Origin of the sequence: Mesorhizobium sp. dw_380 (genome assembly GCF_018588885.1) — a bacterium.
GTDB lineage: Bacteria > Pseudomonadota > Alphaproteobacteria > Rhizobiales > Rhizobiaceae > Mesorhizobium.
In genome coordinates, this window is record NZ_JAFFIW010000002.1 from 98,950 (window position 1) to 123,378 (window position 24,429).

The following is a 24,429-nucleotide window of genomic DNA, read 5'->3' on the forward strand; positions in this document are numbered from 1 at the left end:
TTGCTCTTGCAGAACACCCGTTGAAACCGTTTCAACGGCGGCGAAGCCCTGGACCGAGTTGCTCCTGCAGAACACCCGTTGACACCGGTTCAACGGCAGCGAAGCCCTGGACCGAGTTGCTCCTGCAGAACACCCGTTGACACCGGTTCAACGGCAGCGGAGCCGCAGGGAATAAATGGCTGCTGCAGAAGAACCGTTGACACCGGGGCTGCCGCCTGCTTTTCGACAAAGCCGGCGGCAAAAAGAGTGCAACCGCCGGTATTCCCAGGCGACGCGCGCCCGGATGAATGCGCCAGGTCGCCTGGATCCGAATGTCGAAAGGAAGCTGATGCGACTGCGTTCCAAAGTCCTCGCGGCTGCGCTGACCCTGTGCGCCACGGCCTTGCCGGCGGTGGCGCAGGAATGCGGCGGCGACTTCGAGACCTGGAAGCAGAGCGTTGCGGCGGAAGCCAAGGCGGCCGGCGTCGGTGCCGTCGGCCTCGACGCGCTGGAGGATGCCGCTTTTGACGAGAGGGCACTGGCGCGCGACCGCGCTCAAGGCGTTTTCACCCAGACCTTCATCGAATTCTCCAACCGCATGATCTCGGCCTACCGGCTTAAGCAGGGTGCGGCAAACCTGAAGAAATACGCCGACGTCTTTGCCCGCGCCGACCAGCAGTTCGGCGTCCAGGCGCCTGTCATCACCGCCTTCTGGGCACTGGAAACCGACTTCGGCGCCGTGCAGGGCGATTTCCACACGCTGAGCGCGCTGGTGACGCTTTCCCACGATTGCCGCCGCCCGCAGCTCTTCCGCCAGCAGCTCGTGCCGCTTCTGGAGCTGATCGACCACGGCGTACTGCCGGCCGACATCAAGGGCGCCTGGGCCGGAGAAATCGGCCAGACACAGATCCTGCCTTCGGATTATCTTGCCCGCGGTGTCGATGGCGACGGCGACGGCAAGATCGACCTCCGCAACAGCGTGCCCGACGTCATCATGACGACGGCCAACAAGGTGCTGTCGCGCGGCTGGAAGCGCGACGAGCCCTGGATCCAGGAAGTCCGCGTGCCCGACGAGATGCCCTGGGACCAGACCGGGCGCACCAACAAATTGCCGCTGACGCAGTGGGCGCAGTGGGGCGTCACCAATCCCGACGGCTCGCCGCTGGTCGACAAGGGCCTCAAGGCCGGCCTCGCGCTGCCCATGGGCCGCAAGGGGCCGGCATTCCTCACCTACGACAATTTCGATGTCTATCTCGAATGGAACCAGTCCTTCACCTATGCGCTGACAGCGGCCAACCTTGCCGCACGGCTAGCCGGCGCGCCGCCGCTTGATCCGCGCAATCCCGAACCAGGCCTCGACAACGAACAATTGAAGGCGCTGCAGACCAAGCTCGAGGCCAGGGGCTATGATGTCGGCACGGTCGACGGCATCCTGGGAACCAACACCCGCGAAGCGATCCGCAAGGAACAGATGCGGCTCGGCCTGCCGGTGGATGGCTGGCCGACACCGGAGCTGTTGGGGAAGTTGTGAAGGAGGGAGTAGGGAGTAGGGAGTAGGGAAGTTCCTCTACTATTCACTATTCACTATTCACTATTCAATATTCAATATTCAATATTCACTATTCACTACTCACTACTCACTACTCACAACTCCCTCATCCCCCTCGCCCGCACGAAATCGATGAACGCCCGCAAGGCTGGCGGCACGTGCCGCGTGCTTGGGTGGTATAGATAGAAGCCGGGAAAGCTGGGTGACCAGGATTCCAGAAAACGGACCAGCTTGCCCCTCTCGATCCAGGGTCGAACCTGATAGTCGAACATGTAAGCGATGCCCGCTCCATCCAGCGCCGCATGGAGCATCAGTTCGGTGTCATTGACGGTCAGGCTGCCCTCGACGGCGATTTCCAGGGCCCGTTTGCCGCGCGCGAACTCCCATCGATAGAGGTTGCCGCCGCCGGGCCACTGGAATTTGATGCATTGGTGCTGGTGCAACTCTTGCGGATGACGAGGTATGGCCCGGTTTTCTAGATAGGCGAGAGCGGCCACCGCGGCCATCTGCAAATCCTCGCTCAGTTTCACCGCCACCATGTCCTTCTCCAGCCGTTCGCCCAGCCGGATTCCGGCATCGAACCGTCCCCCGACAATGTCGGCCAACGTGTCGTCGACGATGACGGTCAGCGCGATATCGGGATAGGCGCGCTGGAAGTCGCCAAGGATCGGCGCGATGAACCGCATCGCGGCGACGCGCGGCACGTTGATGCGCAGCGAACCCGCCGGCCGGTCACGCGCGGCATGAACGTCGGCCACAGCGCCCTCCAGTTCATCGAAAGCAACCGCAAGGCGCGCAAACAGCGCATCACCGGCAGCGGTGGGTGAGACACTTCGCGTCGTGCGGTTCAGCAACCTGACGCCGATGCGGGCCTCCAATTGCCGGATCGACTGGCTGAGCGCCGGCGGCGACACGCGCAGCCGAGCGGCGGCGCGGACGAAACTACGCTCCTCCACGATTGCCGCGAACGCCTTGAGCTCGGTGAATTCGGACCCACGCATTGTGTATCTCTGAGTTAACAAGCCAATCAGATAATAGGCCATTATCTGATCAGTTGCATGTCGCTATTTCTTGACCATCGGTCCGGTCAAATCGACGCCGGTCCGAAATGGTTGAAGGAGACTTTTCATGTCCAGGTCCTTGCAAGGCAAAACCGCACTCGTCACCGGCAGTTCGCGCGGCATCGGCCGGGCCATCGCCGAAGGGCTCGCGGCCAAGGGCGCGGCCGTCGTCGTCAACTATGTCGGCAACCAGAAAGCCGCTGATGAGGTGGTCGCAGCCATCGCCGGCAAGGGAGGAAAGGCGATCGCCGTCCGGGCCGACATGTCCAGCGTTTTGGATATCCGCCGCCTGTTTGACGAGGCCGAGAGTGAGCTGGGCGCAATCGACATCGTCGTCGCCAATGTCGGCGTCGCCGTCATCAAACCGCTGACCGAAGCAACCGAAGCTGATTTCGATCATGTCTTCGGCACCAATGCCAAGGGCACCTTCTTCACGCTTCAGGAAGCAGCACGCCGCGTGCGCGATGGCGGCCGCATCATCGCGGTCTCCACCGGCGGCACGAAGATGTTCTTCACGCAGACGGCGCTCTATCTCGGCAGCAAGGGCGCCGTCGAACAATTCGTCCGCGTGCTGTCGCGCGAACTCGGGCCGCGCGGCATCACAGTGAATGCGCTGTCGCCGGGCTTCACCGACACGGACCTGCTTCCCGAGCGGGATCGGACCGTGGCAGCCGACATGTCGCCGTTCGGCAGGATCGGTGCGCCGCGCGACGTCGCCGATGTCGCGGTCTTCCTGGCCAGCGACGAAGCGCGCTGGCTGACCGGCGGGAATATCCAGGCCGGCGGCGGGGTGGCCTAATCCGCCATCGTCTCCAAACTGGCAAACCCCTGCGGCGCATCGCCCTCGTCGAAGGGCGTCGCCACCTCGACGAAGGTATCGGGATAGAAGCCGTTGAAGCGGGTTCTCAGCGACAGCGAATAGGCGCCGATATGGCCGATCTCGATCCAGTCGCCGGTGTCGACCGTTTCCGGCAGCCAGAACGGCCTGGACAGGATGTCGACGGAATCGCAGGTCGCCCCGCAGACCTTGAACGGCACGATGTTCTTTTCCTCGCCATTGCGCGAGCGGATCGCGGGATCCGGAATGAAGCGCGCCGGCAGCGTGATCTTGCCGGTCCAGGAATCCGACAGCGACGCCCAGATGCCGTCATTGATGTAGAGCCGCTTGCCCTTGCGCAGCAGCACCCGCACGATCAGCGACAGGCAGCGCGCCACGATCACCCTGCCCGGCTCGGCCACCAATGGGATCTGGTCGAACTGGTACTCTTTCAGGTCGCCGGAAAGCCGCGACATGATCTGGCCGAGCGACGGCATCTCGATCTGCTTGCGGTTGGGATCATGGCCGTATTCGGCCGGAAAGCCGCCGCCGACGTCGAGCCCGGCAATATCGAAGGTCAGCCGGTTGCGCACCCAGTCGGCCGAGGCCAGCGCCCGCTCATAGGTGTCGGGATCCTCGATCTGGCTGCCGACATGGAAGCAAAGCCCGACCTTGTAGCCGGTGCGGTTCAGCCGCTCGGCGAGTTCGACGGCATAGGCCGGCCCGGCGCCGAACTTCTTCGACAGTTCGTAGGCGGCCGATCCTTTCGTCTGGATGCGCACGAACACGCTGATCGCACCCGGATCGATATCGAGCGCCCGCACCACGCGCGTCAGCTTGGTGATCTCGTCCTCATGGTCGAGCGAGATGACGCGGATGCCGTATTTCTCCAGCGCCAGCTTGATGTCCGATTGCGCCTTGACCGGGTGCATGTAGAGCATCTCGGCATCGGGCGACACGGCGCGCACGGCAGCGAATTCGCCCGGCGAAGCAACGTCGAAGGCGGTGACGCCGGCCTCGACCAGTGTCTTCAGCACGATCTGCTCGCCATTGGTCTTGACCGCATAGGCGGTCTTGCCGGGGAACATGCCCATGAACTGCCTGGCATCGGCCTTCAGCACCTGCGGGCGGAAGCAATAGACCGGATCGTCCGGGCGAAGCGCCAGAGCCGCCTCGTGCGCATTCTCGAATCGCTGCATTGACGAATCCTCGACCTGGCCTGCGCACAATTAATCCAAGCTAGCGGCTGTTGAAAACAATTCTGTGTCTCGTGCACCTGACGGAACGGCAATAGCCTTTGTCGGGAGGCCATCGATCAGGTTTCGGGTGGCCCTTGCCAGCGAACCCGATATGGCTTCTGCCTGACGACTGTCAGTCTGGCCGCCATTTCGGCCGTCATCGGGGGGACGATCCGCATGGCAATATCAGCGACATCAATACCGCGCGGACCGATGACGCTCACCGACTGGGGACAGCTTCTGCTGCTCGGCGCGATCTGGGGCGGCTCGTTCTTCTTCGCCCGCATTGCCGTGGCGGAGCTTCACCCGCTGGTGCTGGTGCTGTTTCGCGTCGCCATCGCGGCAATCGCTCTGCAGCTCTATCTCGGCCTGCGCGGCCCCTCCCTCCGCCTTGCCCTGCCCCACGCCGGCCTGTTCTTCGTGCTGGCCTTCACCAACAACGTCGTGCCGTTTTCGCTGATCTTCGCAGGCCAGACCGAGCTTGGCGCCGGCGTCGCTTCGGTGCTGAACGCCACCACACCGTTCTGGACGCTGATCCTCGCCAACGCGCTGACATCGGACGAAAAGCTCTCCTGGAACAAACTGGCCGGCGTAGCCCTCGGCGTTGCCGGCACGGCGGTGATGATCGGCCCCGGCCTGCTTGCCGGGCTTGGCGGGCCGGTCTGGGCCAAATTCGCGCTGATCGGCGCTTCGCTATCCTATGGCGTGGCGCTGATGGTGGCCCGCCGTTTCAAGGGCGTGCCCTCGGCGGTTCTCGCCACTGGACAGTTGACCGCCTCGACCATCATCATGGTCCCGATCGTGCTTTTCACCTATGGCCCGGCCGGCCTGTTCTCAGCCTCGCCGCCGGTATGGGCAGCCGTCTTTGCGCTGGCGCTGCTGTCCACCGCCTTTGCCTACATCCTCTATTTCAATCTCGTCGCCTCGGCCGGCGCCACCAATGCCTCGCTGGTCACGCTGATCGTCCCGGCCAGCGCCATGCTGCTCGGTTTTCTGTTCCTTGGCGAACGGCTCGAACTGTTCGAGATCGGCGGTGTGGTGCTGATCGCACTTGGATTGATCACCATCGACGGGCGGCTGCTTGCCCGGCGTTGGAGCGCCGCGTGCGCAAAGCGCGCTTCAACCACTTCACTGAATTCCGCATCGACGGGAAAGTCGAATTCGACTTTCGCGTCGCGGTAGCGCTGCCATGACACGCCGACGACACGTTGCCGCCATATTTTATTCACAGGTCCGAAGCGGGTTTTGGCGAGGAGTTTCAACGGTTAACGGCAACACCGAGGTCGCAAATCCCACAATCACGTCGCAATGCAGCACATTTTCCGCTTGCCTGTGGCACAAATGAACCTAGACTCTCGGTCATAGCTCTTTAAGAGGAGGCTATGTCATGGGACTTACGAGGCCAATCAACGCATTGATGATTTGTGCTGCGTTTGCTTTCATCGGCGCCCTCATTATGGGCGTCCTTCCCTGAACCCGCCAAGCCGGGGGAGACCAGCACCAAATAGTCCAAACCAATTCGAAAGGCCGGGTTTTTACCCGGCCTTTTGCTTGTCTGACTGAGGCTTACGCAGCAGCAGAACCGGCCGCCTCCGCTTCATGCGAGCGGATGCCGATCATGTGGCAGACGGCGAAAACCAGATCGGCCCGGTTCATGGTGTAGAAGTGAAAGTCGCCCACCCCGCGTTCGACCAGGTCGAGAACCTGCTCGGCGGCCACCGCCGACGCCACCAGCGCATGCGTCTGCGGATCGTTCTGCAGGCCCTCGAAACGCTCGGCCAGCCATGCCGGCACCAGCGCGCCGCAGCGCGCCGAGAAATTGGCGACCTGGGTGAAGTTATGTACCGGCAGGATGCCGGGAACGATCGGGATGTAGATGCCGGCGCGGCGCGCGCGCTCGACATAGCGCTCGTAGAGATCGTTGTCGAAGAAGAACTGGGTGATCGCCCGTGTCGCGCCATTGTCGACCTTGCGCTTCAGCATGTCGATATCGGTGGCGAAATCGGGGCTTTCCGGATGCTTCTCGGGATAGGCCGAAACCGAAATGTCGAAGTCGCCGGCATCCCTCATCGCGCCAACCAGTTCGGCGCCGTTGGCGTAGCCGTCCGCATGCGGACGGTAGGCGGTTCCCACTCCGGCGGCCGGATCGCCGCGCAGGGCGACGAAGCGCTTCACGCCCAACTCGGCGAATTCCTGGATCACGGCATCGACCTGATGGCGGGCAGCATCGACGCAGGTCATGTGCGCCGCCGGCGTCAGGCTGGTCTCCTTCAGGATGCGGCCGACGGTGCGCGCCGTGCGCTCACGCGTCGAGCCGCCGGCGCCATAGGTCACCGAGACGAATTTCGGCTTCAATGGCTCGAGCCGCGTGACAGTGTCCCACAGCCTCGCCTCCATCTCGTCGTTTTTGGGCGGGAAGAATTCGAAGGAAACCCTGACCTTGTCGCCAATGTCGGGGCGGCGGGAAAAGCGGAACTGGTTCATCAGGCGATTTCCCCTATCGAGTTCACTTTGGTCTGCTGGCTGTCATTGGCAGGATCGGCGATCAGCAGGCGCCGGTCGCGGCCAAGCCAGAGTTTGACCGTGAGCCTGGCCTCGTTGCCGCCGCGCGGTTCGAACTCCTGGGCATCCTCGAGGTCAAGGCCGGCCTCGGCAAACCACTCGCCGATCTGCCGGTCGGAAAAGCCGAGCCGCATATGCGCATGCTCGTCACGCAGGAATTCCAGCGTGTGCGGGGCAAAATCGACGATGACCAGCCGGCCTGCCGGGCGCAAAAGCCGCGCCGCTTCGTGGATGGCGCGAGCCGGATCGTCGAGATAGTGCAGCACCTGGTGGATGGTCACGAGATCGAACGCATCGCGCTCGACCGGCGGCGAAAAGATATCGCCCTGCCGCACCTGCGCATTCGAAACGCCGGCCCTGTCGAGATTGGCGCGCGCCACGGTCAGCATCTCGCGCGACATGTCGATGCCGACGCCGCGCCGGTAGAGCGGTGAGAAGATCTCCAGGAGCCGTCCGGTGCCGGTGCCCAGATCAAGCATCGACTGGAATGGCCGCTTGCCGACCAGCTTCAGCATCGCGGCCTCGACCGCGCGGTCCGGCACATGCAGCGAACGGATATGGTCCCAGCTCGCCGCATTGACGGAAAAATACTCTGCCGCGCGGTCCTGCCGCTTGCGTTTGACCGACGCCAGCCGCTCGAGGTCGCGCTCGACCTGCGGATCGGCACCGCGAATGCTGGAAACCAGACCCATGACGAAATCGCGCGCCGAATCGGCATCCGACAGGCGGAAAAAGGCCCATGACCCTTCCTGGTAGCGGCCGATCAGCCCGGCCTCGAGCAGCAGCTTCAGGTGCCGCGAGACCCGCGGCTGCGACTGGCCGAGAATTTCGGTAAGATCCGAAACGGTGAGGTCGCCGCGCGACAACAGCGCCAATATGCGCAGGCGGCTGGATTCGGCCGCCGCCTTCAGCGTATCAACCATGGTATCGAGCGAGACATGCATCAGCGTATTCTCTTTTTTCAGCGCAATTCACTTTGAAAAAGATATAAACATATGTTTATGTCGATTTTCGAAGCCTTGCAAGCGCTATGTCGCTTCCGGACAAGAAAATGCCGCATGCATGATTTCCCGGTGCATGGCGCTCAAAAACGTGTAGCGGTTTTGGGACAATGACATGCACCGACACAGAGAAGGGCAGAATGACGGTACCTCGTGAGATGTTCGAGGCACGCGAAGGCGAGCAGAGGCTGGAAAACGATCCGGCAATGATGCCGCCGGACGCCGGCGTCGTCTTCATCGGCCGCATCGCCTCGCCATGGACGACGCGGGAGTCTTGCCCGAAGAATATGCGCGCTGCCCGCGAGACGGGACAGCCGGCGGTGCTGATCATCGATGCGCCCTACCGCCGCGGCTTGCAAGGCCTGGAGCGCGCCAGCCACGTCGTCATCCTGTCCTGGCTGCATCATGCGCCGCGGAATCTGATTGTGCAGAAACCCCGCCATGCCGCTGACGCAAAAGGCGTATTCGGCCTGCGCTCCCCTGCCCGGCCCAATCCGGTCGGCCTGCATGTCGCCAGGCTCGTCGCGCTCGACATCGGCACAGGACGTATCGATCTCGATGCCATCGACGTGCTCGACGGCACGCCGGTCATCGACATCAAGCCTTACTTCGCCTCGACCGACGCCATAGCCGAAGCGACCGTCGAGGGGCGCGAGGGGCCCAATCGGATCCGGCAATGACGGCGCCGACCGGCCGCCGCCGCGCCATCGCCAAGGCGCTGACAGCACTTCTGCCGCTGGCGCCCTATGCCGACATGGAAAAGATCCGCACAGAAGCCGGCTCGGTGCATATGAAGACCTTGCCGCCGACGATCGCGGTGTGGCTGGCGATCATTGCCCACATCCGTCATACGCACACCGACTACGAAAAACTGCTCGCCGAGGGCTATGACCGCGACTCGGCGCGCTTCTTCGTCATCGAGCAGACCAACATCGTGCTCACCCGCTGGCGCGCGACACGGCTGCTCGACACCGACGACGAAGAGGAATGAGACGCCGCTATTGCCGCGTCAGCGCGGCCGGATCGTCCTGAAGGACAAACAGCGCCGGGCGGGTGGCTCTATGCCTTCTCCTCGGCGCCGATAGCCTGCCGGTCCGCGTTGCGCGAGAGGAGGCCCCGATGGACCAGACGACGGCCAAACAGGATTCAAAGCCGCTGCCGACGGTCAGCGACCGCCATGTCGACCCGCATTCCTATCCCGAGGGCGTCGCTTTCCTCGACGGCCAGTACCTGCCGATGTCGCAAGCCAAGGTGTCGGTCCTGGACTGGGGGTTCCTGCATTCCGACGCCACCTATGACACGGTGCATGTCTGGAACGGCCGCTTCTTCCGCCTCGATTTGCATCTCGACCGCTTCTTCGGCGGGCTGGAAAAGCTGCGCATGACGATCCCCTTCGACAGGGATGGCGTGGCCGAGATCCTGCACAATTGCGTCGCGCTGTCGGGCCATCGTGCCGCCTATGTCGAAATGCTGTGCACGCGCGGCACCTCGCCGGCCTTCAGCCGCGATCCGCGCCAGGCCATCAACCGTTTCATGGCCTTCGCGGTGCCGTTCGGCTCGGTCGCCAATCCCGAGCAGTTGCGGCGCGGCCTGCGCGTGGCGATCAGCGACAAGGTGCGCATTCCGCCGGCCTCGATCGACCCGGCGATCAAGAACTACCACTGGCTCGACCTGGTGCGCGGCCTCTACGACGCCTATGACCGTGGCGCCGAGACCGCGCTCATTCTCGACTTCAACGGCAATGTCGCCGAGGGCCCCGGCTTTAACGTCTTCTGCGTCAAGGGTGGCAAACTGTCGACCCCGGCCATCGGCGTCCTGCCCGGCATCACAAGGCGCACCGTTTTCGATCTCTGTGGCGAGGAAGGGCTCACCGCGACGGCGATCGATGTCAGCGTCGCCGCGCTCAAGGCGGCAGACGAGGTCTTCATCACCTCGACCGCCGGTGGCATCATGCCGGTGACCGAGATTGATGGCGCGGCGATCGCCGACGGCAAGGTCGGGCCGATCACCAGCCGACTGATGACACTCTATTGGCAAAAGCACGACGACCCGGCGTGGTCGAGCGTGGTGACCTACCCCTGATCAAAGGGCGTCCTGTTCAAAAAAATTCTCCTCGCCTCTGGAAAATCACGTGACAGGCCGTATATGCCCGAAAGCGGAGAAGCCTCCGCTTTCATCCGAAAATTGCGCCCGCAGGGGCAAGGATTCTACATCATGACAAACAAGGTTTGGTTCATCACCGGATCGTCGAAAGGCTTTGGCCGTGTCTGGGCCGAGGCCGCCTTGGCGCGTGGCGACCGCGTTGCCGCGACCGCCCGCGACACCGGCACGCTCGCCGATCTGGTCGAGAAGTATGGCGACAGCATCGCCGCGATAAAGCTCGACGTCACCGACAAGAAAGCCGTCGATGCCGCTGTCGCCGAGGCACATAAGCGCTTTGGCCGGCTGGACGTCGTCATCAACAATGCCGGCTACGGCCATTTCGGCGCCATCGAGGAAGTCAGCGAGCAGGAAGCCCGCGACCAGATCGAAACCAATGTGTTCGGCGCGCTCTGGGTCACGCAGGCCGCACTGCCGATCATGCGGGCGCAGCGGTCCGGCCACATCATCCAGATCTCGTCGATCGGCGGCGTCAACGCCTTTGCCTTGCTCGGCCTCTATCACGCGTCGAAATGGGCGCTGGAAGCCTTCAGCCAGTCGTTCAGCCTCGAAGTCGCGGAATTCGGCATCCATGTCACGCTGGTCGAGCCGGGCGGTTTCTCCACCGACTGGGCTGGTCCGTCGGCCAAGGTGTCGAAGCCGATGGATGCCTATACCCCCGCTCGCGCCGCCATGGCCGAGCGCCGCGGCCGCGCCGTGGCCGGTGATCCCGAGGCGACCGGGCCGGCCATGCTGGCCGTCGTCGACGCCGCCGAGCCGCCGCTGCGTGTGTTCTTCGGCGATGGCGGCCTGCCGATGATCCGCCAGGAATACGCCAACCGGATCGCTACCTGGGAGAAGTGGGACCACGTTTCCGTCATGGCGCAAGGCGCGAAGAAGAACCGCAAGGCTGCCTAGACAAGGTCCGGCTGCGCGGCCAAGGCGGCGCAGCCACACCGTTCCTGACTTAGGCGGGGTAGATCCACTGCTCCGGCACCCGCGCCGAGATCTCTTCGCCGGCTTTGATCGTTCCCGGCTTTTCCACCCAGGCGACCACGCCACGCAGGCGTTTCGCCACTTTCGGGAACAACAGCGCGCCGGCTTCGATATCGGCCATCCCGGCATGTTCGGCGATCGACCGCCCGGCAATGCGGCACGGTCCATTCTGTGCGTCGACCTTGAGAGTGACGCCGCCCTTGAAGAACAGCAGCGTGCCGGCCGGCAGCATCGACAGATGCGGCACGCCTTCGATCACCAGATTGGCGCCGATCCATTCCGGCTTGATCTCGGCAAGGCCCATCCGTTCGGCGACGACGGCCAGCTCATCCACTGCAACGATCGACAGCTGCCGTTCGTTGCGCATTTCGGTGCCGCGCGGATACCAGGGTTCGTGGCCGCCAGAGCGGCGCGTCGATCCGGCATGGAAATCGCCTGAAATGCCGTCGAAGCCGAGCCGCAATTCCTCCACCGGACGCGTCTGGAAGTGATCCGCCGGCGCGACATAGAGTGCTGCGGCGCGGGCGGAAAGCTTCTTTGCCGGGATGATGTCGACTGGCTTCTCGGCCTCGGGGAAGAGATCCAGCATGGCTTCAGTCCTTGGATGACGCGTCCTGGTTTTGCCCCTCGGCCGGCAAGGCCGCAAGAGCGGTTTGGGCCAAAATGCGCAACTCTTCGACCGATGCGCCATCCCGCGCCTGGATCGACATGCCGTTCATGACGCCTGCAATATATTTGGCCAGGCCTTCGACGGAGAGGCCTTCCGGCAGGTCGCCCACCGCTCTCCCCTTGGCCAGCCGCTCCGCGATCGCCGCCTCACTCGCCTTGCGGTAGGCCTTGAGTTCATCCGCAATGGCTTGCGCCTGCGGCGAGGCAGCCAGGGCGCCGCTGACGAAAAGGCATCCACCCGGCTTGCCGGGCCTGGAATACGCCTCCGCCGCCCCGAGCAGCAACCGCCGGACCGCCTCCCGCGTCGACACCGGCGCACTCAGCGCCTCCAGCGCAAAGCCGATCTCCGTCTCATGGTAGCGCGTCAGCGCCTTGCGGAACAAAGTCTCCTTGTCGGTGAAGGCATTGTAGATCTGCGGCGGCGTCAGCCCCATCGCCTCGCGCAGCATGGCGAGCGACGTCGCCTCATAGCCATGTTCCCAGAACAGATGCATTGCCGCGTCCAGCGCCCGGTCGGGATCGAATGCACGCGGCCGGCCGCCGCGCGGCTTTTCCAAATCTTCCATAGTGATCGATACGAAACCTGTTGACTTCCTCGTTTCGCATAACGTAACAATTGATACGAAACATGGCAAGCCGGACGACAATCTTCCGGCTGGGCCATGCGATCCCGAGGACCAAGGAGAGCCGAAATGCCAATCACCGTGACCGCCCCGGAAGGCGTACTGACTCCGGCCGGCGAGCGCGAAATCCTGCCGCGCCTCAGCGCCGCCCTCATCGAAGCCTCCGGCGCCACCGGCAACTCGTTCTTCACGGCAATCGTCGGCGGCACGGTCCATGTCCTGCCGCCGCGCAACATCTATGCCGGCGGCACCAACCGGCCCGTCGTTATGGTGGAGTTGAAACTGCCCAATATCGGGCTTGGTTCGGTCGAATCCCGCAAGGCCTTCATCACCACTGCAGCCCGGATTGTCGCCGAACTCTGCGTGCCGGAAGGCCGAGAACACCTGGATCAACATCGTCAACGCGCCCGACGGCGGCTGGGGCATTGGTGACAGCCAATATACCGGCGACGCGCTCATCGCCGCTGCCACCGCCGCCGCGCACTGACCTGGCGAGGAGCGGTAGGAAGCGGCTCTCCCCTTCGCTGTTCTTCACCACCAGCTGCGAGCCGGCATTGGCCTTTTACGAACAGTGCGGCCTTGGCAGGGGAACGATCCTGCTGCGCTGGGGCGACAACAACATGCCGGTGCGAACCGAAGCCATGCGCGGAAAAATCCTGCATGCGCGCTTCGACGGTCCAGGCGTGCTGTTCCATGCCTCCGACAATGACGATGCGGAGCCGATGAAAGGCTCCGCCATGATGCTGGAATTCGACGACCTGGCCACCATGCATGAGCTTTTCGTCCGCATGGCGGCGGGCGGCCGGATCACCGTGCCCCTGGCAAGGCAATATTGGGGAACCTTCTTCGGCATGCTGGTCGACGCCTTTGGCGTGCAGTGGATGTTCAGCTGTCCAAGTGAATGAGGCGAGGATCACGATCTTCTTACCGGAAAATCGAACCGGCGCCGCATTGCTGCCGCGCCGAGCCGGCTTCATGGTATCGCCCAGACGAAGTTGGCAGAGGTTCGTGATGCGCCCCGGTACGGCAATCGTGCTGCTTTGGCTGATCTGGGCGGTGTCGTGGGGCGCGGCGGCGTTCTGGGCCGACCCGGCACGGAAGCGCGCCGGCTTTCAGGCGGAGGCACCCTACCGTGCGGTGCTGGTGCCCGGCACCATCCTGCTGTTCATTCCGGCGCATAACTATGTCGGCCGCTTTCGCCTGTGGTTTCCCGACCTTACCGTGGTCTGGATCTGCGTCTCGCTGATCGCTATCGGCCTCGCCTTCTCATGGTGGGCGCGGCTGCATCTTGGCCGGCTGTGGTCGGGAACGGTCACCGCCAAGGCCGAACACCGCGTCGTCGACACCGGCCCTTATGGCCTCGTTCGGCACCCGATCTACACATGGCTGCTCTTGGGAATCCTGGCTACGATGGCGGCGAAAGGCACCGTCTGGGGCGTCGTCGGCGCGGTCCTGCTCACCATCGGCATCGTCATGAAGGCAAAGCTCGAGGAACGTTTCCTGCGCAGCGAACTCGGCACCGCCTATGACGATTACGCCAGGCGAGTGCCGATGCTGGTGCCCTTCGCGCCAGCCTGACGTCTCACAGCATCCTGATCAGCGCGCCGCCTATCGAATACCCCGCGCCAAACGCACAGATCAGGCCGAAATCACCGGGTTTCATGTCGGCATGGTTCTCCGACAGCGCGACGATGGCGCCGGCACCAGCCGTATTGCCCAGCCGCTCCAGCACCATCGGCGCACGATCGTGATCGACCTCGTGGCCGAACGACAGTTTCAGGATCATCGCATTCATGCGCGCATTGGCCTGGTGCAGCCAGAAGCGCCTGATCGCCTGCGGCGTCAGCCCGTGCTCGGCCAGGAATTCGACGATGAACTTTTGCCCGGCGACGGTGACTTCCTTGAACACCTTGTTGCCGACCTGCTTGATGAGGTTGCCTTCCAGGTTGATCATATAGGGATCGTCCTGGGCGGTGCGGGTGTGGTAGCCGAGATTAGTGCGGATGTTGTTCGACATCTGCGTCCAGATGCGCGTGTCCAGCACCTCGAAGCGGCCCGGCCGCTTCTCGCCCTGGGCGAGCCCCTCCACCACCATCGACACCGAGGCGTCGCCGAAGATGAAATGCGTCTGCCGGTCGCGGAAATTGAGGTGGCCCGTGATGATCTCCGGCGTGGTCACCAGAATGCGCTTGTGCGCGCCCGAGCGCACCAGATTGACGGCCATGTGAAGGGCGGCCGCGGCGGACGAACAGCCAAGCCCCATGTCGAAGCCGGCGCCTGTCGTGCCCAACGCCTCCTGCATTTCGATGGCGATCGCCGGATAGGGCCGCTGGTGGTGCGAGGCCGAGCAGATGATCAGGTCGATCTGGGACGGTTCGAGCCCGGCATGGTCGAGCGCCTTCCTGGCCGAAGCGATGCCGAACTCGGCTTCCAGCGACAACGCACCATCAGGGCGCGCCGGAATACGCGGCGTCATGCGGGTTGGATCGAGAATGCCTTCACGCTCGATCACGTGCCGGGATTTCACACCCGAGGCATGGACGATGAAATCGCTGTCGGATTTCTGCAGCAAGGTCTCACCGGTGAGCTCGCGCCGCGCATTCTCGGTGTCGACCCAGCTGTTGAAGCTTTCGACCAGTTCTTCATTCGTGATGACAGCTTCAGGAATTTCAGCGCCGATGCCGCTGATGATGACGCGATGCATGTTTCAGTCCGTCCCATCCGCAGCCGTTGCGGGTTCCATGTGGGCGCCGAAACACTTCGGCGCAACCCTTTTCTCACTCGGCCGGTTTACGCCGGCTTAAACCAAAGGTTTAGGCCGGCTCGATTTCACCAGGCGCACAGCTTGGTGTTGGTCTGCGGGTTGTTCCAGCAGGCGCCGTCATCGCGGCTGCGCACATACTGTCCCGGCAACGGCACGTTGCGGCGGCCGAGATTGACATAGCCATAGGCAAAACCTGGCCCGTCGATCTCGAGCACATAAGTCGGACGGCCCGGTGCCGAGATGCGGAAGCTGCCCGCATCGTCGATCATGCGGTAGCTGCACGAAAAATACCCGTCATCACTGGTGAAGCACCGCGCCCGCTTGGCCTCGGCCGAAACCGAGAACGTCAGAAATGCCGCCACGCACACGCTGCCGCCGTAAAGCAACTTTTTCAGTGTCATCGTCCACCCCAAGCCAATCGATCATGATCCCAAGGCGATGAATTGCGCATGACGGCGAAACCGGGTCAAGCGGTGCAATCGACCGCGGCGATGCGGATAATTCTTTTCTAGCCGGCCCGCTTGGCAACGATGAAAATGCGCGGGAAGCGCAGCAGCACCTTGCCGTCAGCCGTCTTCGGATAGGCCTTGGCGATCCTTGCGGTGTAGCTGTCGAGGAACATCTTGCGCTCATCCGCCTCCAGCGGATCGAGGAAGGGTTTTAGTCCCGTCGACTTCACCCATTCGACAATCGCCTCGGCATTGGCCAGCGGATGGTTGTAGATGGTGTGCCAGATGTCCAGCCGACCGGAGAGCGGCGACAGAAGGTCGTAGTAGAACGACACCGGCGGCAGCGGCGCACGCGCCGCGCCCATCATCTTTGCCGCGAAAGGCATCTCGGCGGCGGTCTCCTGCATCAGACGATGCGAATCCTCGGCCATATTGTCGGGCATCTGGATAGCCAGCGCGCCGCCGGGTGCGAGAAAGCCCATCAGCCGCTGGAACACATCAGGATGCGTGGGCAGCCACTGGAACACCGCGTTAGCAAAAATCACGTTGACCGCCGCAGCCGGCTGCCATGTCGAGGCATCGGCGAGATCGAAGCTGACCTCAGGCAGGCGCGCCCTCGCCTTTTCGATCATGTCGGGAGAGGTGTCGAAGCCCCTCACCTCGGCATCCGGCCAGCGCTCGACCAGCAATTCGGTCGAATTGCCCGGCCCGCAGCCGATGTCGACCACCCGGCGCGGGAAGTCGACCGGCACCTGGGCCACCAGATCCCGCGCCGGGCGCGTGCGCTCGTCCTCGAATTTCAGATATTGGGCGGCGGACCAGTCAGCCATTCGAGCTCCTCATATCGCCTTGAGAATGCGCCGCCCCAATGCCCTTACCGCTTCGGTGTGATCCCCTTACCGCGTCAGCCTCTTATACGTCATCCTGTGCGGGTTGACCGCTTCGGGGCCGAGGCGGCGGATCTTATCTTGCTCGTAATCCTCGAAATTGCCCTCGAACCATTCGACATGGCTGTCACCCTCGAAGGCGAGGATGTGCGTCGCCAGTCGGTCGAGGAACATGCGATCGTGCGAGATGATGACGGCGCAGCCGGCGAAATTTTCCAGCGCGTCTTCGAGTGCCGCCAGCGTTTCCGTATCCAGATCGTTGGTCGGTTCGTCGAGCAGCAGCACATTGCCGCCGGTCTTCAGCATCTTGGCCAGGTGCACACGGTTGCGCTGGCCGCCGGAGAGGTTGCCGACCTTCTGCTGCTGGTCGCCGCCACGGAAGTTGAACGATGCGCAATAGGCACGCGTGTTGGCCTCGAACTTGCCGAGCTTGACCACTTCGGCGCCGCCCGAAATCTCTTCCCAGACGGTCTTTGACGGATCGAGCGCATCACGGCTCTGGTCGACATAGCCAAGCTTGACCGTCTCGCCGACGCGGATCGTGCCGGCATCCGGCTTTTCCTGGCCCGTGATCATGCGGAACAGCGTCGTCTTGCCGGCGCCGTTCGGACCGATGACGCCGACGATACCGCCCGGCGGCAGCTTGAACTCCAGGCCTTCGATCAGCAGCGTGTCGCCAAAGCCCTTCGACAGGCCGTCGACCTCGATCACCACATTGCCGAGCCGTTCGCCATGCGGAATGACGATCTGGGTGTCGGTCGGGCGGCGGCTGTCGGCTGCATCCAGCAGGTCCTGGAAAGCCTGAATACGCGCCTTGGACTTGGTCTGGCGGGCCTTCGGGCTCGACTGGATCCACTCGCGCTCGCGGCCGATGGCGCGCTGGCGGGCGTCGTCCTCACGGCCTTCCTGCTTGAGGCGCTTGGCCTTGGCTTCGAGATATTTGGTGTAGTTGCCCTCATAGGGAATGCCGCGGCCGCGATCGAGCTCGAGGATCCAGCCGGTGACATTGTCGAGGAAGTAGCGATCGTGGGTGATGATCATCACCGCGCCCGGATAGGCGCGCAGATGCTTTTCCAGCCACGCCGTGGTTTCGGCGTCGAGATGGTTGGTCGGTTCGTCGAGCAGCAGAAGGTCGGGCTGGCGCAGCAGAAGCTGGCAAAGCGCGACGCGGCGGCGTTCACCGCCGGAAAGCTTGGTGACGTCGGCATCCTTGGGCGGGCAGCCCAGCGCTTCCATCGCCATCTCGACCTGCTGTTCGAGATCCCAAAGGTTCAGCCGGTCCATCTCGTCCTGGAGCTTGGCCGACTCGTCGGCCGTCTCGTCGGAGTAGTTCATCATCAATTCGTTGTAGCGTTCGATGATGGCGGTCTTGGCGGCGACGCCTTCCATGACGTTCTCGAACACCGTCTTCTTCGGGTCGAGCGCCGGCTCCTGCGCCAGGTAGCCGACTGTGGCGCCTTCGGCGAGCCAGGCTTCGCCGCTCCACTCCTTGTCGATGCCGGCCATGATCTTGAGGATCGTCGACTTGCCGGCGCCGTTGGGGCCCAGAATGCCGATCTTGGCATCGGGATAGAAGGACAGATGAATGTTCTCGAGCACCTTCTTGGTGCCGTAGGCCTTGTTGAGGCCGGCCATGTGATAGATGAACTGGCGTGCCACGCGCGCTTTCCCTGAAAAACTGACTTGATTGTCGATTTGAATGGAGGTTGGCCGCTATGTAGGCGATGCGGCGGCGAACGGCAATCGCTTTCACCACATCAAGCCGCCACACGGACAAGTGTGCACCGACCGTCGGGTTTTCAACCGGTCGCTGGTGCGCGGAAATCTCCGATCAGCGAAACAACGACCTGCCTTGCCGACCTGTTCGCTCTCGCCGACCAGCGCCTCTACAAGGCCAAGTCGACCGGACGTGACCGCGCCGTCGGCGAGCCGGGCGGCCACGAGGCCGATACCGCGGTTGCCTGGACCAGCTCCGCGCGGATCTAGTTCTGTTCGTTACGACTTTAGCTGGGGCTGGCGTAGCGACAGCCCGTTACTGGAACCCGATCGCGTCGACCGTGCCGGTCGGACAACCGGCCTTGTTGGTCGGCACCGAGGCCAGCAGCAAATCCTTGAGCGAGCTGTTCGGGCCGATCGGGCCGGCGAGGCCGAGCGTCAGTTCGCCGATCAGCCGCCGGCCGTTCGAAGGATCGATGACGCAGGACACCCGCACGCGATCCCCCGCCCCCGCGCCGAAGGCCTGATCGAAAGCGCCGCGGATCTGGTCAGCCGTCAGCTTGCCGGCAATATTCTTGGCGAAGAGTTCGCGCACCGGCGAGTTGTTCACCTGTCGCATCAGGCTGAGCGCGTCGGAGAAGTATTCCTGCTGGCTTTTGCCGTAGCAGGTGCCGTGCTTGATCCATTCATGCCGCTCGAGCTGGGAGGCCGTGCCCGGCATCACCTGATCGAGTTCCTTGCGCGTGCCGGCGTCCAGATTGACCGGCGGCAGGTCCTTCCAGTGAGCCGGATTGTCGTTGGCCTTGTCGTTCGCCGAGGCCTGGCAATAGAAATTGCCGTTCGGCTGTGGCCACAGGCCGTGCAACGTGAAGTTGGTGGCATCGAATTCGTTCGGGTTCTGCGCCTTGCATTCGGTCTTGTTCGACTTGGTCTCGCAGAAAGCCGGCTGCCAGCTCAGCGCGAAGACATATTCGGGCTTTCCCGAGGCCGCCGGCTTGCCTTGTCCGCCAGGTGCTGCCGGCACCGTCGCGGCACTGCTGCCCGACAGGTGGCCGCAGCTGACCTTCACCCAGCGGCGTTCCGGATCGGCGCCCGGCACCAGGATGAGGTAGTGCGTCGGCGCATCCTTGTTGCCGGCCAGCAGTTGATAGCTTTGCCCGGCATCGGTGGAGACATTGCCAGGGTTCTTGCCGTTCTTGATGGCCTGCGTTGCCGGACAGGCGGCGTCGGCGACGAAGGTGCCGCTCAGCTTGACGTCGGCATTCGCGGCACCGGCCAGCGAGGCCGCCAGCATGGCCAATCCGAAAACAACACCAATGCGCATATGAAATCCCCGGCTGAAGAAAGTGGGCGACAGACTGAAGCTGTCTCCATGTCAGAATTGCGATATTTTGCAGGCCAAACGCAAGAAACATCCGCGCGCAAAAGCCGTTGCTGTGGATTGACGCAAAACCGGCATCGGCGCAAACAAAACCCCTATCAGACAGAACACGGCGGGGAACCGGGCGGCCATGTCATTCAATCAGCAGCGCTCGGTTCGTTCGCCGACGGGCGCCAACCTCAATCTCCTCATCAGGCAGGCTGACGGCAAGCCACGCGCGGTCGTCCAGATCAATCACGGATTGGCCGAGCATGCCGCGCGCTATGCCCGTTTCGCCGATTTCCTCGCCCAACGCGGCTTCCATGTCTATGTCCACGACCATCGCGGCCACGGTGCGACCAAGGCGCCGGACGCGCCGCTCGGCAGATTCGCCGACCGGAATGGCCCGGCCAAGGTGATCGCCGACGTCGACGCCGTCCACGACCTCATCGCCAGCGAACAGCCGAACCTGCCGGTCATCCTCTTCGGCCATTCGATGGGCGCCTCCGTAGCGCTCAACTACCTCCGGGCTCACTCATCCCGCATCCATGCCGCCGCGATCTGGAACGGCAACTTTTCAGCTGGCCTGCTCGGACAGGTGGCACTCGGCATTCTTGCCTGGGAACGCATGCGGCTGGGTTCCGACGTCCCGTCGCGCCTGCTGCCGAAGCTCACCTTCCAGGCCTGGGGCAAGGCTGTGCCCAACCACCGCACACTGTTCGACTGGCTGTCGCGCGACGAGGCGGAGGTGGCGAAATACATCGCCGACCCGCTGTGCGGCTGGGACGCTTCGGTGTCGATGTGGCGGGACGTGGTCTCGATGGCGCTCAACGGCGGCAAAGATGCCGGCTTTGCCGGTATACGGCGCGACCTTCCCGTCAGCGTCGTTGGCGGCGAGAAGGATCCGGCTTCGGATTATGGCAAAGGCATCACCCATCTCGCCAAACGCATGCGCAAGATGGGCTTTTCGAATCTCGTTTCAAAGGTTTACGCCGACACTCGCCACGAAAGCCTGAACGAGGTGAACCGGGACGTCATCATGGACGATTTCGCCGCCTGGACCGAAGCCGTGCTCGGGAAATGAAGGGATTGGCCCATTGCAAGGACCGTGACAGCCGATGCCGGGCTTGATAGAGGCTCTGCTTTCGCAGCAATCACAGTGATTGCGGCAACCACGGTGATTTATGGCCGAACCACCCCTGAAAGGCGTCCGCGTCGTCGAACTCGCCCGCATCCTTGCGGGGCCCTGGGCCGGGCAGTTGCTTGCCGATCTCGGCGCCGATGTCATCAAGGTCGAAAGCCCTGATGGCGGCGACGACACCCGCAAATGGGGTCCGCCCTTCGTCATGGGTAAGGACGGCGAGAACCTGTCGGCCGCCTATTACCATTCCTGCAACCGCGGCAAGCGCTCGATCGCCATCGATTTTTCAACGCCCGAGGGCGCCGAGACAGTGCGCCGGCTGGTCGCCACCTCGGATGTGCTGATCGAGAACTTCAAGCTCGGTGGCCTCAAAAAGTACGGCCTGGATTACGACAGCCTGCGAGAGATCAACCCGCGTCTCGTCTATTGCTCCATCACAGGGTTTGGCCAGGATGGGCCGTATGCGCCGCGCGCCGGCTACGATTTCATCATCCAGGCCATGGCCGGCATGATGTCGATCACCGGTGAGGTCGGGCGCGAACCGCAAAAGGCCGGCGTCGCCATCTCGGACATTTTCACCGGCCTCTATTCCGTCATTGCCATCCAGGCAGCCTTGCGCCACGCCGAGCAGACCGGCGAAGGTCAGCACATCGACATGGCGCTGTTCGACACCCAGATCTCGGCGCTCGGCAACCAGAACCTCAACTATCTCGTCTCCGGCAAGTCGCCGGTGCAGATGGGCAACGCGCACATGAACATCGCCCCTTACGAGGTGGTGCCGGTCCGGGACGGCCACATCATCCTGGCGGTCGGCAATGACGGCCAGTTCGCCAGATTCTGTGCGGCCGTCGGGTTGGACGATTTGCCTGCAAATCCAGATTTCGCCACCAATCCAGCTCGCGTCGCCAACCGGGTCAAGCTGCGCGAACGCATGATCGAGGCGCTGAAGACCTTGGATCGCGATCCGCTGCTGGCGAAGCTGGAAGCGGCTGGTGTGCCGGCGAGCCCGATCAACACGATTGGCCAGATGTTTGCCGATCCGCAGACGATCGCGCGCGGCATGCGGCTCGACCTCGACGATGGCCATGGCAATTTTCTGCCCTCGGTGCGCGCGCCGATGGTGATGTCCGGCACCCCGCTCGTCTATGAGCGCCCCTCGCCGCGCCTGGGCGAGCACACGCAAGAAATCCTTGCCGAACTGGAGAGATCTGGGAAATGAAGACCGGCGGACAACTGATCGTCGACGCGCTCGAAGCCAACGGCACCGACCGCATCTATTGCGTGCCCGGCGAATCCTATCTGGCGGTGCTCGATGCGCTGCACGATTCCACGATCCGCACCATCGTCTGCCGCCAGGAAGGCGGTGCGGCGATGATGGCCGACTGCCACGGCCGCCTGACCGGCAAGCCCGGCATCTGCTTCGTTACCCGCGGCCCCGGCGCCACCAATGCCTCTGCCGGCATCCACATCGCCATGCAGGATTCGGTGCCGCTCATTCTGTTCATCGGTCAGGTCGCCAGCCACGCCAAGGAGCGCGAGGCGTTCCAGGAGGTGGATTACAAGAGGTTTTTTGGCGACATCGCCAAATGGGTGGTCGAGATCGACGACGCCGCGCGCGTCCCCGAATTCGTCACCCGCGCCTTCGCGGTGGCGACATCGGGCCGCCCCGGCCCGGTCGTCATCTCGCTGCCCGAGGACATGCTGACCAGCGTCGTCGAAGCGCCGATCGCCTTGCCGTACACGCCGGTCGAAACCTGGCCGGGCGAAGCCGAACTCGATGCGCTGGAAAAGCTGCTGGCCCAGGCCAAGCGCCCCTTTGTCATCCTCGGCGGCACGCGCTGGGACGCGGAGACCGTGGCGCGGATGCGGGCGATCGCCGAGGCGTGGTCGCTGCCTGTCGGCTGCTCCTTTCGCCGCCAGATGCTGTTCGACCATCTGCACCCGAACTATGCCGGCGACGTCGGCATCGGCATCAATCCAAAGTTGGCCACCACGATCAAGCAGGCCGACCTCGTGCTGCTCATCGGCGGCCGGATGGGCGAAATGCCGTCCTCAGACTACACGCTGCTGAAAAGCCCCTACCCCGACCAACCGCTGGTGCATGTCCATGCAGACGCCAGCGAACTCGGCCGTGTCTATCGGCCGACACTGGCGATCAATGCCTCGCCGTCCGCCTTTGTCGAAGCTTTTGCCAAGCGCAAGCCGGCTGCTGCGCCGGGATGGGCGGACGAAACAACCAAACTGCACGCCGCCTATCTCGACTGGTCGACACCGCCGGAAAGCGGTCCTGGCCCGGTCCAGATGGGGCCGATCATGACCTATCTGGAAAAGATGCTGCCTGACGACGCCATCCTCACCAACGGCGCCGGCAATTACGCCACCTGGGTGCACCGTTTCCACCGCTTCCGCCGCTTCGCCACGCAGGCAGCGCCGACATCGGGTTCGATGGGCTATGGCACCCCGGCAGCCGTCGCAGCCAAGGAGCTGTTCCCCGATCGCACCGTGGTCGCCTTCGCCGGCGACGGCTGCTTCCTGATGAACGGGCAGGAATTCGCCACCGCCGTGCAGTATGATCTGCCGATCGTCGTCGTCGTCGTCAACAACGGCATCTACGGCACCATCCGCATGCACCAGGAGCGCGAATATCCCGGCCGCGTCGTCGCGACCGATCTCAAGAACCCGGACTTCGCAGCCTTGGCCCGCGCCTATGGCGGCCATGGCGAGACGGTCGAGAAGACGGCGGATTTCGCGGCCGCCTTCGAGCGTGCCCGCGCCAGCGGCAAGCCATCAATCGTCGAAATCAGGCTCGACCCCGAAGCCATCACGCCGACCCGGACGATGACGCAAATCCGCGACAAGAGCTAAGGCGAAAGGCAGCCTAATGCCTTTCGCCGACTACGTTACATCGCCTTTTCGATCTGGCCGCGGATCTCGCCGTCCGGATTCGCCTTGGTGTGGACATTGACATAATATTTGCCAGCCTCCAGATCGGCCGCCTGCGCATCGGTGAGCGTCGCCGACCCCTTGATCGGGCTCTTGAGCTTGCCTTTGAACGGGATGACGGGGTCTGCGTTCGCACCCATCGCCGCCGGGCCATGAATGTGCGCGGCCGAAGCCGGCCCGCTGAGCCCGGAATATTTGACGTTCCAGCTGAGCTTCTTCTTGGTCGTATCAAACGTCAGCGTCGCGGTGCCTTTGCCCTTGGTGGTGACGGGTGGGCTCGACTGGCCACCGTCGAGCGTCGCCTTGTACTTCACCATCTCTGCCATGGCCGGCGACGCGAACAAGAAAGCGGTCGAAATGGCCAGCGCTGAAAGCACCGGCAGGAAGGATTGTCTGCGCATTGAAGAACCTCCGTTGGCTGTCGCATGCCTCGCACCTCCCCAGGCGCGCGCATGCCTCAACCAACGGTTGGGCGACGGAATGTATCCCTGTACACGTTTTTGTGACTGGGAAAGCAAAAAGGGGGCGCTCGCCC

At 63.4% G+C, this 24,429-nt stretch carries 26 protein-coding genes; 14 read left to right on the forward strand and 12 right to left on the reverse strand.

The window, feature by feature from the left end; all coding sequences use genetic code 11:
• Positions 1-328: 328 nt before the first annotated feature.
• The gene (locus JT360_RS02130) at positions 329-1,510 is read left to right on the forward strand and encodes a lytic murein transglycosylase (protein ID WP_214469837.1); all 1,182 of its coding nucleotides are present in this window, start codon (positions 329-331) and stop codon (positions 1,508-1,510) included.
• A gap of 113 nt (positions 1,511-1,623) precedes the next feature.
• On the opposite strand, the gene JT360_RS02135 is transcribed toward JT360_RS02130, so the two are convergent.
• Entirely contained in the window at positions 1,624-2,529 is a 906-nt protein-coding gene (locus JT360_RS02135) for a LysR family transcriptional regulator (RefSeq protein ID WP_214469838.1), read from the reverse strand.
• Positions 2,530-2,656: 127 nt separating this feature from the next.
• On the opposite strand from JT360_RS02135, the gene JT360_RS02140 reads away from it, so the two are divergent.
• Positions 2,657-3,388: an SDR family oxidoreductase gene (locus tag JT360_RS02140; protein WP_214469839.1), complete on the forward strand. Its 732-nt coding sequence runs from the start codon at positions 2,657-2,659 to the stop codon at positions 3,386-3,388.
• Here JT360_RS02140 and JT360_RS02145 read toward each other — a convergent pair.
• Complete coding sequence (locus JT360_RS02145; protein WP_214469840.1) at positions 3,385-4,605, reverse strand: alanine racemase; 1,221 nt, start codon at positions 4,603-4,605, stop codon at positions 3,385-3,387. The two genes, JT360_RS02140 and JT360_RS02145, sit on opposite strands and share 4 nt — an antisense overlap.
• Positions 4,606-4,821: 216 nt before the next feature.
• On the opposite strand from JT360_RS02145, the gene JT360_RS02150 reads away from it, so the two are divergent.
• A complete protein-coding gene (locus JT360_RS02150; protein WP_250888569.1) occupies positions 4,822-5,826 on the forward strand; it encodes a DMT family transporter in 1,005 nt (334 codons plus the stop codon).
• A 384-nt stretch (positions 5,827-6,210) separates the two neighbouring features.
• On the opposite strand, the gene metF is transcribed toward JT360_RS02150, so the two are convergent.
• Positions 6,211-7,128 carry a methylenetetrahydrofolate reductase [NAD(P)H] gene (gene metF / locus JT360_RS02155; RefSeq protein ID WP_214469841.1) on the reverse strand — a complete coding sequence of 306 codons (918 nt, stop codon included), beginning with the start codon at positions 7,126-7,128 and terminating at the stop codon, positions 6,211-6,213.
• Positions 7,128-8,150: an ArsR/SmtB family transcription factor gene (locus tag JT360_RS02160; protein WP_214469842.1), complete on the reverse strand. Its 1,023-nt coding sequence runs from the start codon at positions 8,148-8,150 to the stop codon at positions 7,128-7,130. The genes metF and JT360_RS02160 overlap by 1 nt, the downstream gene beginning before the upstream one ends.
• A 197-nt stretch (positions 8,151-8,347) precedes the next feature.
• On the opposite strand from JT360_RS02160, the gene tsaA reads away from it, so the two are divergent.
• From tsaA to JT360_RS02180, 4 genes are all read left to right on the forward strand, one after another.
• Complete coding sequence (gene tsaA, locus JT360_RS02165) at positions 8,348-8,887, forward strand: tRNA (N6-threonylcarbamoyladenosine(37)-N6)-methyltransferase TrmO (RefSeq protein ID WP_214469843.1); 540 nt, start codon at positions 8,348-8,350, stop codon at positions 8,885-8,887.
• A complete protein-coding gene (locus JT360_RS02170) occupies positions 8,884-9,198 on the forward strand; it encodes a DUF2293 domain-containing protein (RefSeq protein WP_214469844.1) in 315 nt (104 codons plus the stop codon). Before tsaA ends, JT360_RS02170 begins: the two co-directional genes overlap by 4 nt.
• 128 nt (positions 9,199-9,326) lie before the next feature.
• Positions 9,327-10,289: a D-amino acid aminotransferase gene (locus tag JT360_RS02175; protein ID WP_214469845.1), complete on the forward strand. Its 963-nt coding sequence runs from the start codon at positions 9,327-9,329 to the stop codon at positions 10,287-10,289.
• Between the two features lie 132 nt (positions 10,290-10,421).
• Positions 10,422-11,264: an SDR family oxidoreductase gene (locus JT360_RS02180; protein ID WP_214469846.1), complete on the forward strand. Its 843-nt coding sequence runs from the start codon at positions 10,422-10,424 to the stop codon at positions 11,262-11,264.
• Positions 11,265-11,313: 49 nt separating this feature from the next.
• Here the strand turns inward: JT360_RS02180 and JT360_RS02185 are convergent, their stop codons facing one another.
• Entirely contained in the window at positions 11,314-11,931 is a 618-nt protein-coding gene (locus tag JT360_RS02185; RefSeq protein ID WP_214469847.1) for an MOSC domain-containing protein, read from the reverse strand.
• A gap of 4 nt (positions 11,932-11,935) precedes the next feature.
• Entirely contained in the window at positions 11,936-12,577 is a 642-nt protein-coding gene (locus tag JT360_RS02190) for a TetR/AcrR family transcriptional regulator (protein ID WP_214469848.1), read from the reverse strand.
• Positions 12,578-12,703: 126 nt separating this feature from the next.
• On the opposite strand from JT360_RS02190, the gene JT360_RS02195 reads away from it, so the two are divergent.
• The 3 genes from JT360_RS02195 (at position 12,704) to JT360_RS02205 (ending at position 14,212) form a co-directional block, all read left to right on the forward strand.
• A complete protein-coding gene (locus JT360_RS02195) occupies positions 12,704-13,066 on the forward strand; it encodes a hypothetical protein (protein ID WP_250888570.1) in 363 nt (120 codons plus the stop codon).
• A 56-nt stretch (positions 13,067-13,122) separates the two neighbouring features.
• A complete protein-coding gene (locus tag JT360_RS02200; RefSeq protein WP_214470103.1) occupies positions 13,123-13,539 on the forward strand; it encodes a VOC family protein in 417 nt (138 codons plus the stop codon).
• A 106-nt stretch (positions 13,540-13,645) separates the two neighbouring features.
• On the forward strand, positions 13,646-14,212 hold the full coding sequence (locus JT360_RS02205) for a methyltransferase family protein (protein WP_214470104.1): 567 nt from the start codon (positions 13,646-13,648) through the stop codon (positions 14,210-14,212).
• A gap of 4 nt (positions 14,213-14,216) precedes the next feature.
• On the opposite strand, the gene JT360_RS02210 is transcribed toward JT360_RS02205, so the two are convergent.
• The 4 genes from JT360_RS02210 to ettA all read right to left on the reverse strand — a co-directional run bounded on the left by JT360_RS02210 (position 14,217) and on the right by ettA (position 18,393).
• The gene (locus JT360_RS02210; RefSeq protein ID WP_214469849.1) at positions 14,217-15,338 is read right to left on the reverse strand and encodes a beta-ketoacyl-ACP synthase III; all 1,122 of its coding nucleotides are present in this window, start codon (positions 15,336-15,338) and stop codon (positions 14,217-14,219) included.
• A gap of 125 nt (positions 15,339-15,463) precedes the next feature.
• Complete coding sequence (locus JT360_RS02215) at positions 15,464-15,799, reverse strand: hypothetical protein (RefSeq protein WP_214469850.1); 336 nt, start codon at positions 15,797-15,799, stop codon at positions 15,464-15,466.
• 107 nt (positions 15,800-15,906) lie between these two features.
• Entirely contained in the window at positions 15,907-16,677 is a 771-nt protein-coding gene (tam, locus tag JT360_RS02220) for a trans-aconitate 2-methyltransferase (protein ID WP_214469851.1), read from the reverse strand.
• Positions 16,678-16,743: 66 nt separating this feature from the next.
• Positions 16,744-18,393, reverse strand: coding sequence for an energy-dependent translational throttle protein EttA (gene ettA, locus JT360_RS02225; protein ID WP_214469852.1), 1,650 nt, complete (start codon positions 18,391-18,393; stop codon positions 16,744-16,746).
• A gap of 120 nt (positions 18,394-18,513) precedes the next feature.
• Between ettA and JT360_RS02230 the strand changes: the two genes are divergently transcribed.
• Complete coding sequence (locus JT360_RS02230) at positions 18,514-18,720, forward strand: hypothetical protein (RefSeq protein ID WP_250888571.1); 207 nt, start codon at positions 18,514-18,516, stop codon at positions 18,718-18,720.
• Between the two features lie 46 nt (positions 18,721-18,766).
• Here the strand turns inward: JT360_RS02230 and JT360_RS02235 are convergent, their stop codons facing one another.
• Positions 18,767-19,774: a ribonuclease T2 family protein gene (locus JT360_RS02235; RefSeq protein WP_214469853.1), complete on the reverse strand. Its 1,008-nt coding sequence runs from the start codon at positions 19,772-19,774 to the stop codon at positions 18,767-18,769.
• A gap of 187 nt (positions 19,775-19,961) precedes the next feature.
• Here JT360_RS02235 and JT360_RS02240 point away from each other — a divergent pair, with 187 nt between their 5' ends.
• From JT360_RS02240 to JT360_RS02250, 3 genes are all read left to right on the forward strand, one after another.
• Complete coding sequence (locus JT360_RS02240) at positions 19,962-20,894, forward strand: alpha/beta fold hydrolase (RefSeq protein ID WP_214469854.1); 933 nt, start codon at positions 19,962-19,964, stop codon at positions 20,892-20,894.
• A gap of 100 nt (positions 20,895-20,994) precedes the next feature.
• Positions 20,995-22,170: a CaiB/BaiF CoA transferase family protein gene (locus JT360_RS02245; RefSeq protein ID WP_214469855.1), complete on the forward strand. Its 1,176-nt coding sequence runs from the start codon at positions 20,995-20,997 to the stop codon at positions 22,168-22,170.
• Positions 22,167-23,816: a thiamine pyrophosphate-binding protein gene (locus JT360_RS02250; RefSeq protein WP_214469856.1), complete on the forward strand. Its 1,650-nt coding sequence runs from the start codon at positions 22,167-22,169 to the stop codon at positions 23,814-23,816. The genes JT360_RS02245 and JT360_RS02250 overlap by 4 nt, the downstream gene beginning before the upstream one ends.
• A gap of 35 nt (positions 23,817-23,851) precedes the next feature.
• On the opposite strand, the gene JT360_RS02255 is transcribed toward JT360_RS02250, so the two are convergent.
• A complete protein-coding gene (locus JT360_RS02255) occupies positions 23,852-24,295 on the reverse strand; it encodes a CHRD domain-containing protein (RefSeq protein WP_214469857.1) in 444 nt (147 codons plus the stop codon).
• Positions 24,296-24,429 lie beyond the last annotated feature (134 nt).